The 14,150-nt window shown below is 38.5% G+C and carries 15 protein-coding genes; 11 read left to right on the top strand and 4 right to left on the bottom strand.

Annotated elements, in window-relative coordinates; translation table 11 throughout:
• Window positions 1-50: 50 nt before the first annotated feature.
• Both ACT53H_RS01880 and ACT53H_RS01875 read right to left on the bottom strand, forming a co-directional pair.
• On the bottom strand, window positions 51-884 hold the full coding sequence (locus ACT53H_RS01880; protein ID WP_476008475.1) for an SDR family NAD(P)-dependent oxidoreductase: 834 nt from the start codon (window positions 882-884) through the stop codon (window positions 51-53).
• 51 nt (window positions 885-935) lie between these two features.
• Entirely contained in the window at window positions 936-1,316 is a 381-nt protein-coding gene (locus ACT53H_RS01875; RefSeq protein ID WP_476008474.1) for a DoxX-like family protein, read from the bottom strand.
• Between the two features lie 351 nt (window positions 1,317-1,667).
• Between ACT53H_RS01875 and ACT53H_RS01870 the strand changes: the two genes are divergently transcribed.
• The 6 genes from ACT53H_RS01870 to ACT53H_RS01845 all read left to right on the top strand — a co-directional run bounded on the left by ACT53H_RS01870 (window position 1,668) and on the right by ACT53H_RS01845 (window position 7,994).
• The gene (locus ACT53H_RS01870; protein WP_476008473.1) at window positions 1,668-2,759 is read left to right on the top strand and encodes a DUF6670 family protein; all 1,092 of its coding nucleotides are present in this window, start codon (window positions 1,668-1,670) and stop codon (window positions 2,757-2,759) included.
• 677 nt (window positions 2,760-3,436) lie between these two features.
• Window positions 3,437-3,997, top strand: a complete 561-nt coding sequence (locus ACT53H_RS01865; protein ID WP_476008472.1) for a TetR/AcrR family transcriptional regulator — start codon at window positions 3,437-3,439, stop codon at window positions 3,995-3,997.
• A 210-nt stretch (window positions 3,998-4,207) separates the two neighbouring features.
• Complete coding sequence (locus tag ACT53H_RS01860; RefSeq protein WP_004791338.1) at window positions 4,208-4,816, top strand: paraquat-inducible protein A; 609 nt, start codon at window positions 4,208-4,210, stop codon at window positions 4,814-4,816.
• Complete coding sequence (locus ACT53H_RS01855; protein ID WP_151963180.1) at window positions 4,813-5,622, top strand: paraquat-inducible protein A; 810 nt, start codon at window positions 4,813-4,815, stop codon at window positions 5,620-5,622. Before ACT53H_RS01860 ends, ACT53H_RS01855 begins: the two co-directional genes overlap by 4 nt.
• A gap of 7 nt (window positions 5,623-5,629) precedes the next feature.
• Window positions 5,630-7,297 (top strand): PqiB family protein, encoded by a 1,668-nt coding sequence (locus ACT53H_RS01850; RefSeq protein WP_476008471.1) that lies wholly within the window; start codon window positions 5,630-5,632, stop codon window positions 7,295-7,297.
• Window positions 7,287-7,994, top strand: a complete 708-nt coding sequence (locus ACT53H_RS01845; RefSeq protein WP_004791343.1) for a PqiC family protein — start codon at window positions 7,287-7,289, stop codon at window positions 7,992-7,994. Before ACT53H_RS01850 ends, ACT53H_RS01845 begins: the two co-directional genes overlap by 11 nt.
• Before the next feature lie 60 nt (window positions 7,995-8,054).
• On the opposite strand, the gene uraH is transcribed toward ACT53H_RS01845, so the two are convergent.
• Window positions 8,055-8,456: a hydroxyisourate hydrolase gene (gene uraH / locus ACT53H_RS01840; protein ID WP_353157427.1), complete on the bottom strand. Its 402-nt coding sequence runs from the start codon at window positions 8,454-8,456 to the stop codon at window positions 8,055-8,057.
• Window positions 8,457-8,466: 10 nt separating this feature from the next.
• A complete protein-coding gene (locus tag ACT53H_RS01835; protein WP_014207181.1) occupies window positions 8,467-8,934 on the bottom strand; it encodes a GlcG/HbpS family heme-binding protein in 468 nt (155 codons plus the stop codon).
• Between the two features lie 125 nt (window positions 8,935-9,059).
• Between ACT53H_RS01835 and ACT53H_RS01830 the strand changes: the two genes are divergently transcribed.
• The 5 genes from ACT53H_RS01830 to ACT53H_RS01810 all read left to right on the top strand — a co-directional run bounded on the left by ACT53H_RS01830 (window position 9,060) and on the right by ACT53H_RS01810 (window position 14,141).
• Window positions 9,060-9,731, top strand: coding sequence for a heavy metal response regulator transcription factor (locus tag ACT53H_RS01830; RefSeq protein WP_476008470.1), 672 nt, complete (start codon window positions 9,060-9,062; stop codon window positions 9,729-9,731).
• Window positions 9,728-11,131 (top strand): heavy metal sensor histidine kinase, encoded by a 1,404-nt coding sequence (locus tag ACT53H_RS01825; protein ID WP_476008469.1) that lies wholly within the window; start codon window positions 9,728-9,730, stop codon window positions 11,129-11,131. Before ACT53H_RS01830 ends, ACT53H_RS01825 begins: the two co-directional genes overlap by 4 nt.
• Window positions 11,132-11,227: 96 nt before the next feature.
• A complete protein-coding gene (locus ACT53H_RS01820) occupies window positions 11,228-11,791 on the top strand; it encodes a lipocalin family protein (RefSeq protein WP_151963176.1) in 564 nt (187 codons plus the stop codon).
• A 119-nt stretch (window positions 11,792-11,910) separates the two neighbouring features.
• Entirely contained in the window at window positions 11,911-12,882 is a 972-nt protein-coding gene (locus ACT53H_RS01815; protein WP_151963175.1) for an acyl-CoA desaturase, read from the top strand.
• A complete protein-coding gene (locus tag ACT53H_RS01810; RefSeq protein WP_476008468.1) occupies window positions 12,879-14,141 on the top strand; it encodes an NAD(P)/FAD-dependent oxidoreductase in 1,263 nt (420 codons plus the stop codon). The genes ACT53H_RS01815 and ACT53H_RS01810 overlap by 4 nt, the downstream gene beginning before the upstream one ends.
• Window positions 14,142-14,150 lie beyond the last annotated feature (9 nt).

Below are 14,150 nucleotides of genomic sequence, written 5' to 3'. Positions count from 1 at the left end.
CTTCTACTGAACAATTTCATGGCGAGAAGAGTTTAAAGCGCTAAATTTGACTATAAGTGCTCTAATGCTGTGCCTTTAACTGGGTTTCTGCGCCAGTAATAGGGCTGCAAAAATCTAAGAAAAAGCTTCCATGGTGTAATCCACGCGATACGTCGGTTGGCTTTTTTATTTTGCATAATTTGCTTAGCTAAATATGCACAAACAATTTCTGGTGGATCAATCACAAAGAAAAATAACCGCTTCATCTTTTTCCAGTTTTGGATGTTGCCATTGGTCCAAGATGAAACCAACAAATCGGTTGCAACCATGCCCGGGCTTAGGGTACCAGTTAAAATTGCTGTCGATTTAGTCTCTTTATAAAGTGCTTTACTAAAATAACTTACCGCTCGTTTTGTGGTTGCATAGGGTGTCATGCCGGCACTCCATTCGCCGTTGCTTCCCCAACCTTCCATGTTAAAGATTTGACCATAACCTTGTTTGAGCATGCCTTTTAAAGCCACTTGCGAACCTAGCATCGTACCTAAAATATTGGTTGAAACGGCTGCGTTTAACTCTTCGGGTTGAAGATCAACAAAGTCTTTGGTCGGGTGACAGCTTCCTGCGTTATTTACCCAGACATTTACTTGCCCGAAATGGCTTACAGCAAAATCCCAAAGCTTTTCTACATCTGCTATTTGGGTGACATCACAGCACAAGCCACTCAATTTCTCTTTATTAAAGTGTGCTTCTAAATGAGCGAGAGCATGGTTTAAATGCTCTGGGTTTCGCCCAGCAATGACAACAGAACATCCAAGATCTAAAAAAGCATGGGCAAGGGCTAAACCAATACCTTTAGTACTGCCTGTAATGACCACACTGCAAACTTCAGTTTTGGGTAAACTCATTGAACTCTCTATATATAAATCTTTAAAAATAGTTAAATGATTGGATGCGAGTTAATTTTTTTGCTCATTTAATAAAAGTAGATAGACAATAGATAAACTTATCATCGAAATATTCATTACGATAGGGTTATAGGGCAAGATAAGCGTAGAAGGTATTAAAAAGCCAATCAAAAGAAGCAGGCCGAGTAAACCCAAAATACTTAAATAGTGAATATATTTATGTGCAGTAAAGAGAAAACATAAACCAAAAATCATTTCGGCAATACCACTCGCATGGCCTGCAAGTTTCGCATGTTCAAGTGAGAGTCCAACCCATTGCCACACAAAGATTTCATCAGAATTAAGAAATAGAAATTTGGGAACGAGGCCTTGATAAATCCATAAAAGAGCGAGAATAAGGTTTATAAATTTGAAGATATTAATATTTGTCATTAAAACTACTCTAAGCTTTTTAAAACTTGCCGCTCGTTCTGATAGGGGATGAATAAGTAACTGATTATATAGTATGTATTATTATAGATTTTGAATTCTCTTATTGTTTTAACTTAAAATTGATTTACATTAGTTTTCAAATATAGAAATTATTCCTTTATAAGAAATAAATTACATTACTATCAATATCTTGCTAAATATTTTTATGAGTACTTTGGCGTGAAATCTTTTTTTAATAGAGATTGGCTTTCGCTCAAATCAAAATGTCCCTTATTAACATTCATTTGAAAATTATCAAGTTCTAATATAGAACTCTGTTTTAAGCAAATTAAAATAAAGGATTTTAAAATAATGCTAATCTCAAGCCATAGATTACCAAAGGGTCTTAAGGACAAAGCCAATCGAAAAGTTGCAAAGATTTCTGGCTTATTGTTAGGCGCTGTTACACCTGAGCGGCAGTCAACATTGCCAAAAGACTTTGAACTCACTCCTCATACTCTTTATAAACGCTTTGGGAGCACACATTACGGGATCATGGTACCTGACTTACCTGAACCATTTCGATACTTATCTTGGGCTTCAGTTTTAGGTTATGTAGGATTTACGATTACAGATACCAACTATCAAATGTCTAAGGATGGAAAAGGTGATACCGCTTCGTTAGTGCATGGAACCGCATTATCGACAACGTCTGAAGCTTATAGAACATATTCAATTAAAAATGATATTAAATTTAGCCAAAATCCTTTTGGGATTAATTTTGACAATCAAACTATCCTGCATGAGCAAGGCGATGGATTTGTACTCATTACCAAAAGAGAAGACTTAGAGCTAGAACTTTATTTAAAGCCCACTAAAGCTATTTCATGGTTTGCCTATAGTGGCCTATATAAGCACTTTAGTGTGCTCATGCAGTATGAAGGTCATATTAAACAAAAGGGAAATAGTGAAATTGTTCAGGGGCTATGTACACTTGAGTCGTGGAAAGCCATAGCTACCTCAATGCTCAAGAACAAATGGTTGGTTGAGAATATACAACTTCCCGTAAAAGTCTTTAGCTATCAAGTGATCAATATTGATCATGAACAGCAGTTGTTGTTGGCTTTTATCTGCTATGAAGATCAACCGATTATGACTTCTGTTTACTACCGTCATATAGATGGAACGTCAATTCAATATAACGGCGATATCCTTTTTGAAGTAACTAGTCTTCAACCAGAACCACAAATTACTCCTGATAATTTTTCAATGAATGTTCCAAATACTTTTCGCTGGGTTGCTTATCACAATAACCAAAAAGTTTTAGATATTTCAGCACATGTAGATACCCCATATTGTTTTGGATTGGCTGCCGGTTTCGTTTCTTCATATGCATGGCAAGGTGAATTTCATGATCAGGCATTGGAGGGTAGAGGTTATCTTGAATATATAGACCGAAGATAAAATCACTATAAAGCTTAATCTTTATCTATAGCTTTAAGCGAATTGGGAAAATATCTGGTTTATAAACCCAATTTAACAATAGATTTTAATTATTTATGCTTACTTTTTAATGATCTATTTTAAAACAGATGTCATTTTGTGTGCTTGACTGTAATAGGGTTGAGCACTATCCTTTGCCTGCTGGCCTACATTGCCAGCCAGCTTTGACAGGCTGTTTTTCATCTAGGGCACCAAGAAAGTAATTTTTTGGTGACGAACTTGTTCGTCCTGCCTTCGTAGCGGTAGGACGGAGGTGGGACGCCTTGTGCGTGCCGGTTCCTAGATGACTGGTCTGTCAACCCACCTTCGTTCTGCCACCATAATTATTTGACAGTAATTCGGTAGAACTTCTATTTCATCTAGGAGTCCGCCATGCGTACTATTTCTTCTTATTTTTCGGCCTTTGCCAGATTCTCTCTACCCATACCGCTCAACTGGTCTTTAAAACGGTTTAAACATTTATAGGTTTAACCTTTAAATCATTACGACTAAAAAATCATTTCAACAATAAAGCTTGAGATAAGTTCAGGCACGGTTTCGTGTGCATGAGAATGTTCGTTTTTATCGCTCATTTTAAGAGTGACGGCATTTCTATCTCTTTTATATACAACAAAAAATTATCTTTGAGCAGAATATTTATGCCAAATTTAGAATATTCATTTAGAGCACTGCGAGTGCTCCACATAGCAAGAGTTTTATTTAATCAATATGGTTTTCATAAAGTCGGTGTTGACCGAATTATTGCGGAAGCTAAAGTTGCCAAAGCTACTTTTTATAATGACTTTCATTCGAAAGAAAGGCTCATCGAGATGTGTCTGACTTTTCAAAAAGACGCGTTAAAAGACAAGGTATTTTCAATTCTCTATTCGTACCAAGAACTCATGGTGCTTGATAAACTCAAGCAAATTTACTTTTTACATACCAATTTAGAAGGCTTTTACCGCTTGCCATTTAAAGCCATTTTTGAAATTGAGAAGCTTTATCCCAATGCCTATAAGGTGGTAATTGATTATCGTAACTGGTTAATTAATGAAATTTATAAGCTGCTTTTAACGCTAAAATCGACTGCCTCAGTCCAAGATGCCTATATGTTTTTATTTTTGATTGATGGGGCAATGGTTCAGCTTGCAGGGGAGAATCAGATAGATGATCGAGATAAGCTGTGGGATTACTTTTTACTGATGATTTCTTCGGTTTAGACTAAGTGAAAGCTCCTTTTTAGAAAGGGGCTTTTTTATATCCTTTTCTGTTATTTATATAATTTAATAAAGTAAACGGTAGAGTCGTTATTCAATTTTCTCTTGAAGAAATGAGATTAGTTTGGCACATTGCTTAGAAGTAGAATTTTATGCAAGCGTTGTAGCAAGCAGTTCTGACAAAGTAAAAATTATAAATTTCAGAGTATAACTATGCGGCTTAAAGAATTAGCAGGTTGTGAGGAGTGCGATACAGTCTATCGTAGAACCCCGCTTGCTTATGGAAAAAGAGCTTATTGCGTATGTTGCGGCGCTGAACTCTATCGGCACACCAAGCCTTTTTCGACATTGCTAGCTTTAATCTTAACTGCATTAATCGTATTTATTCTTGCCAATAGCTTTCCTATTGTAAAAATTGAATTGCAGGGAAATATTTCTGAAACCACCTTACTTGGGGCAGTTTGGGTGATGTTTCATTATGATCGGGCTTTTGTTGGCGTACTGATCTTAATTACTACTTTTATTGTTCCGCTTTCCTATCTTTTATTACTTTCCTATGTGCTGGGTACAGTGAGTATATTGAAGAGAAGACCCACATTTTTGGTGTTTGCCTTACGCACACTTTATTTTATGAGAGTGTGGGGAATGGTTGAGGTGTTCTTAATCGGGATTTTGGTCACACTTGTGAAGTTAATCGGAATGGTCTTAGTCATTCCAGAGATTGCTTTATGGGCATTTGCGATCTTGAGTGTATTGTTGGTTTATATTACTTCTATAAAGGTGAGTGATATTTGGAACGAAATTGATAGGTCACTGCCATGAAAACGATAAAAAGCGTGACCCAGACAAAAAGCTCGCAGCAAGCATCAATGATTCAACAATATCCAAGAGCCAAAGATCTCTCATTAATTGTGTGTCACTGCTGTGGTATCGTAAATTCTGTTAAAAATGAAAAAAAACGACTCAACCAAAACGCTCAAGTTTTACGTTGTATTCGCTGTAATAGCGTACTGCATTCACGTAAGCCAGCGAGTTTAAATCGAACTTTTGCCTTAGTGGTGGCTGCAACCATTCTGTATATTCCAGCCAATGTACTTCCAATGACGGTAACTGACTCACTTTTAGGTAGTCAGCAAGATACCATCATGAGTGGTGTCATTTACTTTTGGCAAAGTGGAGACTATCTGGTTTCAGTGGTTATTTTCATGGCCAGTATTTTTATTCCAATGTTAAAGCTGCTGATTTTGTATTTTTTATTGGTAGCGGTATATCTTCAACAATCGTCAGCTTGGAAATTTTTACCTGAGCAGTGCGTTAAATTATATCGAGTTGTCGAGTTTATCGGGCGCTGGTCAATGATTGATGTTTTTGTGGTAGCCCTCTTAACAGCGCTTATTCAGATTCAATCGCTTGCTACCATTTTAGCAGGGCCTGGTTCGATTGCTTTTGGTGCGGTTGTGGTGTTGACCATGTTTGCATCTTTAAGTTTTGACCCGCGACTGATTTGGGATAACTTCTACGCATCTCAAAATACAAACAAACCTTCTTCTTTTGCTTCAGAAAAACCAACGATTATTCAGGCAGAACACCCGCCGTTGAATAATGATTCCATTAATCCCAGTCAATAAAAGAACAATGAGTATGTCTGAAAATGAAATAACCACTGGTAACTCAGATCATCGTGATCCGGATGTTGAACTGGATAACATGAATGATTTACCAGAACCCCAAGAAAAGAAAAGTCGGTGGAGACCTCTTTTAATTTGGCTCATTCCATTGATTGCTCTTTTAATTGCGCTTTCATTAGCGATAAAAGCGCTCTTGTCTCACGGCCCTACAATTGACGTATCTTTTAGGACGGCTGAGGGGCTGGTTGCAGGTAAAACAACTGTTCGTTATAAGCAGGTGGATATTGGTGTAGTACGACAAATTGATCTTTCGGAAGATCGTTCCCACGTGATTGCCAGAATTGATTTGCGTAAAGACGCGAGTAACTTTGCAGCAAAAGATTCACGATTTTGGGTAGTGCGACCACGTATTGGGACGAGTGGGGTTTCAGGCATCGATACTTTATTGTCAGGTTCATATATTGAAGTGGATGGGGGTAAATCGGAGGAGAAAAAACTTGAATTTACTGGGTTAGAGATACCGCCAGTTATATCTTCAGATGTGCCCGGAAAAATATTTTTCTTAAATGCAGATGATTTGGGATCTTTAGATATCGGTTCTCCGATTTATTATCGTCGAATTAATGTGGGGCAAATTACAGCTTATAAATTATCTGATGATGGTAAAAATGTTGAACTGCAAACCTTTATTCGTGCACCGTATGACAAGTTTGTCACTACCGATGCACGTTTTTGGCAGGCGAGCGGAATCGATGTAACTTTAAATGCTTCCGGCTTTAATTTAGATACCCAGTCGCTTGCAAGTATTGTTGCGGGTGGTATTGCTTTTGGATACCCTGAAAACTCACATGCGACCACAGCAGCAAATCATAGCCGCTTTAACCTTTGGGATTCAAAATCTGATGCATTGAAAGATCCAGATGGACAACCTCGTGGTGTGATTATGTATTTTGATCATTCATTGCGTGGATTGGCAGTCGGTGCACCAATTGACTTCATGGGCATTGAAGTTGGTAATGTTAAAGCGATTAATGCTGAATTTACTAACGACTATAAGCAGATGCGTATGCGTGTTGATGCCGTCTTTTATCCTTCACGTGTTGAAAAAGGTTTGGCACTTAATCCGAATAGTGAAATCTTCAAAGACTTTGTTGAACATGGTTGGCGTGCTCAAATGAGAACAGGCAACTTACTGACGGGTCAAAACTATATTGCCCTAGATAAGTTCCCTAAAGCTAAACCAGCCAAATTACAAATTTTGAGTGATGATCGCGTAGTGATTCCAACTACACAGACCGAACTCAGTGGCTTACAAGCACAAGTTTCTCAGATTGCTGACAAGTTAACGAAATTCCCGTTAGTTGAGATTGGGCAAGATGTACGTAAAACGCTCAACAATATGAACACGGCCATTGCCTCTACCGACAAACTGGTTAAGCAGTTGGATGGAAAAGTTGCACCTGGTTTACAAGCAACCTTGGACGATGTCCGTAAAACGGTAAGATCATCTGAGTCTATTTTGTCGAGTGATGCGCCGTTACAACAAGACGTACGTAAAGCATTGCAGCAAATGACACGTGCGGCAGCTTCATTACAGTTAATGGCAGACTATATTGAACAACACCCTGAATCAATTATTCGTGGTAAAACACCAGAGACCGATGATGAAAAATAAAAACACTCTATCTTTTCAGCATCCTAAAGCAGCCAAATGGCTGCTTGGGAGTGGCCTGTTTTTAACAGCAGTTGCCATGACGGCCTGCTCGAGTTCACCGACACCAAACTATTATACGATGTCTCCTAAAATCACTGCGGCTACAAAATCAACTGTGCAGGTGATTGAAGTATTACCGGTCGGGATTCCAGACCGATTGGACCGTGCGCCTTTGGTGCTACAAGACAGTAGTGGTAAATCTACGGTATTAAATAATGAACGCTGGACATCGACTATGGGTACGCAATTACGCGATACCTTGTCGGCGGGTTTACAGCAAAAATTAGGGGCAATTGACAGTTATAGCAGTGGGCTGGCTGGAAACAATCAACCGTTATATCGAGTTTCTACGGACTTTTCTCATTTTGATATTGTAGATAAAAGCTATATTAATATTGCGGTATCTTGGGTGGTGAAGCGTCAAATACCACCCACTCAATTAGAGTCAAATAATGCAAAAGTCATCACTAATGTAGGATCCCAGCTCAATTGTCGAATTGCTTTTAAACAGCCGATTGATCAAAAAGCTAAAAAGATGGATGCAATTGTGAGTGCTTCAAGTGAGGCCATGACTCAAATTATTAATACGGTTTCTTCTTCAATTGTGGCGTTAGATTCAAATAAAAAATCGGTTATTAGCAATGGTGTTTGTTCGTAAAACAAATCGCTTTTAACCAACCCCTTTATTTGTGCACAACAGATAAAGGGGTTTTCTATTTTAGTTGCCTCGATAGGTTGAATAACCGTAAGGACTAAGTAGTAAGGGAATATGGTAGTGATTTACGCTTCCATCGACTTTAAAAATTACAGGTACTTCAGCAAAAAAAGTTTGTTGTTTGTTCTTTTTAAACCAGTCTTCAGTTTTAAAAGTAACTTTATAAACCCCTTGCTCTAGTTTTTTGTTTTCTGGATAGAGCGCAGTAATACGACCATTTGAATCGGTCACTTGCTGGTTGAGTTTTACCCACTGGTTGTTGGTGTTTTTTTCTAAAACCACTTCAACCTGTGAAGAGGGCAAACCCGTTTCTAGGTTTAACACATGCACACTTAGTGGATTAGTTTGTGCAAATGTAGCAGAAGCAAGAAATAACGAAGATAAAGCAATAAATGATTTAGGCATGTTGAACTCCTTATGAATGAAAAACGGTTTCAATGGCTTTGCTTGCGCATTGATTGTCATTTTGTGCGCCGCCAGCACCTGCAACCCCAATCGCTCCGATCACTTGGTTCTCAAACCTAACAGGTACACCGCCGCCTAACAAAAGTAAATTCGCTACGGTGGTTAAATTTTTTGCATCAGGGTTTTGGTTACTGTTTTGGCTTAAAACCAAGGTCGATGTTTTGGTAGATAACGCGGTATAGGCTTTTTTCTCGGCAGCCATTAAATTATGCGGACCCACCAGCTCATGCCGTTCGGCAGTTAAAGGATTACCGCCGCGATCTACAACAACGACCGCAATATTTTGATTTAGTTTTTTGCAGGCCTCTTTAGCACTGTCGGCTAGTAGATGCGCAGTTTTTAGATCTAACGAATAAACTTGATTCAAAGCAGGGGGCTGTGCAAAAGTACTATTACCGAATAGCACGGCTGCTAACATCAGCCAGTTCAATTTTTTCATAATGATTGCCTCTATGTCGCTTTGAAAATCTTAAACACATTGCTTAATTTCAAGCATGACAATCACATTACAAAGTTGTCATCTTTCTAATGAGTCTCTACAAAATGCGTATCCTTATTATTGAAGACGAGATCAAGATCGCCACTTATTTGGTCAAAGGATTAAAAGAGTCTGGATATCAAGCAGAGTGTGTTCACTTAGGGCTGCAAGGGTTGGAATTGCTAAAGAGAGATCAATATGAATTGCTTATTCTTGATGTCATGCTGCCAGACATAGACGGCTGGAGCGTATTACAAGTCCTACGCCAGTTTTCAAAAATTCCGGTGATTTTCTTAACGGCAAAAGATCAGGTGATGGATAGAGTGAAAGGGTTAGAGTTGGGTGCAGACGATTACTTGGCTAAACCATTTTCGTATATTGAACTGTTGGCACGTATTAAAAGTCTGTTAAGAAGACAGCAATATCTACAAGAAAATGAGCTGTCTATCAGCGATTTAAAAATGGATGTGGTCAGCCATAAAGTATGGCGTAGTGGCAACTTAATTGAGCTGAGTAAGACCGAATTTAATTTGTTGCGTTACCTGTTGCTCAACAAAGAGCAAATCGTGACGCGCAGACAAATTGGCTCCGAAGTTTGGAATATTAACTTTGACACAGATACTAACTTTATTGATGTCGCTGTACGCCGTTTACGGAGCAAAATTGATGAGGGATATGAGTTAAAACTCATTCATACCATACGTGGCTTGGGCTATAAAATTTCGGTTAGCTTATGAACTTTAAATTTCTGCGTTCTCTTGAAGTCCGTATTACATTACTGGTCACGCTTTGTTCTGCCTTAATTTTATGTTCAGTCGGCTTTATGACCTATTTGGGTATTAACCAGATTTTATTAAAGCAACAAGATAAAGCTTTAGCAGACAGAATTAACCGTTTGGAAATTTTGCTGCAAGATAGCGAAAATGTAGAGCAAATCATTGCGCGTCCTAAGCTGTATCAAAACATGCTTGGCAACCAAGATAATTTGTTTCTACTGATCCATAAAGACAAAGCTTTAATTAATATCAATCCGCTCCATATTCAGTTACCTGAACTTGCACAGCGCAACAGTCTTCAATTTCAAGATTTAGCCAACAACTCATATCCAACACGAATTGCTTGGGAAACCATAAAAATTAATAACGAGCCTTATCTGCTCATTGCAGGTAAACAGTGGTCGGAACGCATCAATATTCTTTTACCTTTTCAAGAAAGTCTCTTGATGTATGTGGTCGGGGGCGTGTTTGCGATCTTTGTGCTTTGTATTTTAGCTTGTCATTTAGGTTTACGGTCGCTCCAACAGCTTCGCAAGCAAACTCATTCTATTAACGTAAATCAGCTCCAGAAAAGATTAAACCTATCAAATTCTCCTTTAGAAGTTGATCTGCTTTCAAAAGATATAAACCACATGCTTGAGCGTATCGAAAAAGGCTATACACAGCTCAACCGTTTTTCTGAAGATATCGCTCATGAGTTCCGTACGCCTTTAAATAATCTGATTGGGCAAACCGAGATTGCTTTAACTGGCGAACGCTCGGTTGAGCAATATGAAGATTTGCTGGTGTCTCATTTAGATGATTACCATAGATTAAAACGAATGATTGATAGCATGCTTTTCTTGGCAAGAGCCGATCAGAAAATGGTTCTTGTAAACAAACAGGAAATAAACGTCCAAGACGTTATAGATGGCCTATGCCAGATTTTTGAATATCAAGCTGAAGAACAAGAGTGTCATTTTAGTTTTAACTTAGAGGCTAAAAATTTATTTGCAGATCCTGAGCTTTTTCAAAGAGCCGTTTATAACCTGATTTTAAATGCGTTGGTTCACGGTGGTGACAAGCGAACTATTTATATTGCAACTAAACATAAGATGATTGAGCATACGCAATGGGTCAGCCTGACTGTGGTAACGGGTGGGATTTCAATTGCTGAACATCAACTTGAGCATCTTTTTGAAAGATTCTACCAATGTCACTCAAGTCGAAGTGATGACAATCAAACAGGTGGATTAGGTTTGTCGATTGTTGCTTCAATTATGGATCTACATCATGGTCTCTATCGAGTTTATAACACGGTCGAGGGTGTGTGTTTTGAGCTTGATTTTCCAGTTGCAGATGCTGTAAAGAAATATAATTAAATCTTTATTAATATTCCTTAATTTGTAAAATTCACACTTTGTTCACAGCCCTCTAAAGTATGTTTAAACGTATCAAATAAACAAAAGAGGGCAATCATGAAATTATTATTTAAGTCACTTGTCATCAGCAGCAGCCTTGCAGCGGTGAGCTTAATGCTTCCTTTGAGTACTTATGCCGACACAAATACGAAACCTGTCGCTGTTGAATCTATCGATATTAATAAATATGCAGGTAAGTGGTATGAGATTGCGCATTTACCCATGTTTTTTCAGCGTAATTGCGTAGCCAATACAACTGCAAACTATTCTATTAACGCGGACAAAACCGTTGGTGTTTTAAATAGTTGTACGACTAAAAAAGGCGAAATGATTTCATCTGAAGGTGTTGCTTATTCGCAAAATGAAGGCAACAGTAAATTGAAAGTGAGCTTTTTACCCTCTGGTTTAAGATGGATTCCTTTTACAAAAGGCGATTACTGGGTTTTAAGAGTTGATCCAAATTATCAGGTCGCTTTAGTGGGTGGCCCAAGCCATAAATATTTGTGGATTCTTTCTCGTAGTCCTCAAATTGATGAGGCGACATATCAGTCTTATCTGCAAACCGCAAAAAGCTATGGCTACGACGTTTCTAAACTCGTTAAGACAACCCAGTCTAAATAGCGAAGTGCTGGTTGCGTAGATGCTTATATTTATCTCGTAACTGAGTGAACTTCACATAAAATTCATTGCGCATTTTCTACATTAGAACCAAAAGAAATGCTTTAGATCAGGAAGAATCAATGTCTAAATTTTTTCTGCGCTGGATCGATAGCTGGTCAGATTCAGAAAATGCGCAAGTGGGTACATCTAGCGAATATGTCATTGAAAAGAACATTCAATGGTTAAGAATAATTCCTTTTATTTTATTGCATATCGCTTGTTTGGCTGTGTTTTTGGTAGGGGCATCTTGGTTTGCGGTTATGTTCATGTTGGGATTTTACTTTATTCGCATGTTTGCAATTACTGCTTTTTTCCACCGCTATCTTTCTCATAAAACTTTTCAGACCTCGCGTATTGTTCAATTCATATTTGTACTCATTGGAACCATGAGTGCACAGCGCGGACCATTATGGTGGGCAGCACATCACCGTTATCACCATCACTTTACCGACACCGATCAGGACCCGCATTCAGCGAAAGCAGGTTTTTGGTATTCCCATGTAGGCTGGTTTTTAAATGAGCAAAATTTTGCCACTCGAAAAAAAGTGATTAAAGACTGGTTGAAATATCCTGAGCTGATTTGGCTCGACCGATTTAGTTTGCCTATTGTGATTTTGACGGCTTTAGCAATTTATGGTTTCGGTTCATGGCTTGCACAACATTTTCCTGAGTTGGGTACCAATGGCTTACAGCTTTTAGTGTGGGGCTTTGTGATTTCCACAGTTTTGTTAACGCACGCAACCTTGTGCATTAATTCACTCGCTCATCGATATGGCTCACGTGAGTTTAATACTCCAGATGATAGCCGTAATAATTTTCTACTTTCTTTAGTTACCTTGGGTGAGGGATGGCACAACAACCACCACTTTTACGCTGGCAGTGTGCGTCAAGGTTTTTATTGGTGGCAGATTGATATCACCTTTTATGTGCTCAAACTGATGTCTTTATTTGGTTTGGTGTGGGGGCTAAAGCCCGTACCAGGCAAGGTTTATCAATATAAAAAGATTAAAGACTTATCAATAGAGAAAATTGAAAACGGTGAAGTGTTATGAAAATTGCCATTATTGGTTCAGGCATATCTGGACTTTACGCTGCTTGGAGATTGTCTAAGCAACATCAAGTCACAGTGTATGAAAAAAATAACTATTTTGGTGGTCATACTGACACTCACGAGCTAGAGATAGAAGGCGCTAAAGTCGCGGTAGATAGTGGTTTTATTGTGTTTAATGACTACAACTATCCGTTATTTACCGACATGCTAAAAAAATTAGGTGTAGAAACTCAAAGCAGCGATATGAGTTTTTCAGTGAATAATCTGGTGAGTGGACTTCAATATAATCCTTCAAAAAAATGGTCGCTCTTTGCCCGTCCACAGAACTTTTTAAACCGTAAATTCCTGCAAATGCTCTCAGATTTGCTACGTTTTTATGATGATAACAAAGATATAGATGTTACAGATATCGATCCAAATTTATCGATTGAAGAGTATTTAGACCTCCATAAATATAGTCATGAGTTCCGTTATGAGCACCTTTATCCGATGTGTGGTGCATTATGGTCGGCTCCCGTTGAGCAGGTAGGCCAAATTCCATATCGATTTGTGGTGAGTTTTTTTCAACATCACCGCATGTTGCAGTTAAAAGAGCGCCCGCAGTGGCAAACAGTTAAACACGGCTCAGCAAGTTATATTCGTGCTATTCAAAAGGATTGTCCATCCATTGAGTGGAAATTTGCAGAAGTAAAAGCTGTAAGCCGTTCACAAGAAACTGTGTTTATCGAAACGACTGAAGGGCAAGCCGAATATGACTGGGTGATTTTCGCAAGCCATGCGGACGATAGCCTAAGTTTAATTAAAGATGCTTCATCGCTTGAACGAGAAATACTAAGTCAATTTAGCTATCAAGATAATCACATGGTGGTTCACCGTGACACTTCAATTATGCCTAAAAGCCGTTTGCAGTGGGCAAGTTGGCATGTACATGTAACGCCAACATCGCAAGTTCAAAGCAATGAGTCCGACATACATTATGGTTTTACCTACTGGATGAATAATTTGCAGAATTTACCCTGCAATACTCAAGTTTTTTCCACTTTAAATCCGAATATGAAAATTAAAGCCGAAGACATCTTGGTTGAACGCCAATATCGTCATCCTGTGTTTGATACTAAAGCGATTCAAACTCAATCTCGTTGGCAAGAAATTAACGGAAAAAACAGAACTTCATTTTGTGGAGCGTATTGGGGCTGGGGTTTCCATGAGGATGGTGCCCGCAGTGCAGCACGTGTTGTAGAGCAAATTTTACACTTTTAAAAATAGGTA

The sequence above is a fragment of the Acinetobacter sp. DMC2 genome (genome assembly GCF_056314305.1).
Note: the sequence above shows the minus strand (reverse complement) of the source record. Positions and strands in the feature narration are given on the sequence as shown.

Bases quoted from the DNA above. Each gene is read 5' to 3' on its own strand.
- ACT53H_RS01880 (WP_476008475.1), bottom strand. From the start codon at position 884: ATGAGTTTACCCAAAACTGAAGTTTGCAGTGTGGTCATTACAGGCAGT.
- ACT53H_RS01875 (WP_476008474.1), bottom strand. From the start codon at position 1,316: ATGACAAATATTAATATCTTCAAATTTATAAACCTTATTCTCGCTCTT.
- ACT53H_RS01870 (WP_476008473.1), top strand. From the start codon at position 1,668: ATGCTAATCTCAAGCCATAGATTACCAAAGGGTCTTAAGGACAAAGCC.
- ACT53H_RS01865 (WP_476008472.1), top strand. From the start codon at position 3,437: ATGCCAAATTTAGAATATTCATTTAGAGCACTGCGAGTGCTCCACATA.
- ACT53H_RS01860 (WP_004791338.1), top strand. From the start codon at position 4,208: ATGCGGCTTAAAGAATTAGCAGGTTGTGAGGAGTGCGATACAGTCTAT.
- ACT53H_RS01855 (WP_151963180.1), top strand. From the start codon at position 4,813: ATGAAAACGATAAAAAGCGTGACCCAGACAAAAAGCTCGCAGCAAGCA.
- ACT53H_RS01850 (WP_476008471.1), top strand. From the start codon at position 5,630: ATGAGTATGTCTGAAAATGAAATAACCACTGGTAACTCAGATCATCGT.
- ACT53H_RS01845 (WP_004791343.1), top strand. From the start codon at position 7,287: ATGAAAAATAAAAACACTCTATCTTTTCAGCATCCTAAAGCAGCCAAA.
- uraH (WP_353157427.1), bottom strand. From the start codon at position 8,456: ATGCCTAAATCATTTATTGCTTTATCTTCGTTATTTCTTGCTTCTGCT.
- ACT53H_RS01835 (WP_014207181.1), bottom strand. From the start codon at position 8,934: ATGTTAGCAGCCGTGCTATTCGGTAATAGTACTTTTGCACAGCCCCCT.
- ACT53H_RS01830 (WP_476008470.1), top strand. From the start codon at position 9,060: ATGCGTATCCTTATTATTGAAGACGAGATCAAGATCGCCACTTATTTG.
- ACT53H_RS01825 (WP_476008469.1), top strand. From the start codon at position 9,728: ATGAACTTTAAATTTCTGCGTTCTCTTGAAGTCCGTATTACATTACTG.
- ACT53H_RS01820 (WP_151963176.1), top strand. From the start codon at position 11,228: ATGAAATTATTATTTAAGTCACTTGTCATCAGCAGCAGCCTTGCAGCG.
- ACT53H_RS01815 (WP_151963175.1), top strand. From the start codon at position 11,911: ATGTCTAAATTTTTTCTGCGCTGGATCGATAGCTGGTCAGATTCAGAA.
- ACT53H_RS01810 (WP_476008468.1), top strand. From the start codon at position 12,879: ATGAAAATTGCCATTATTGGTTCAGGCATATCTGGACTTTACGCTGCT.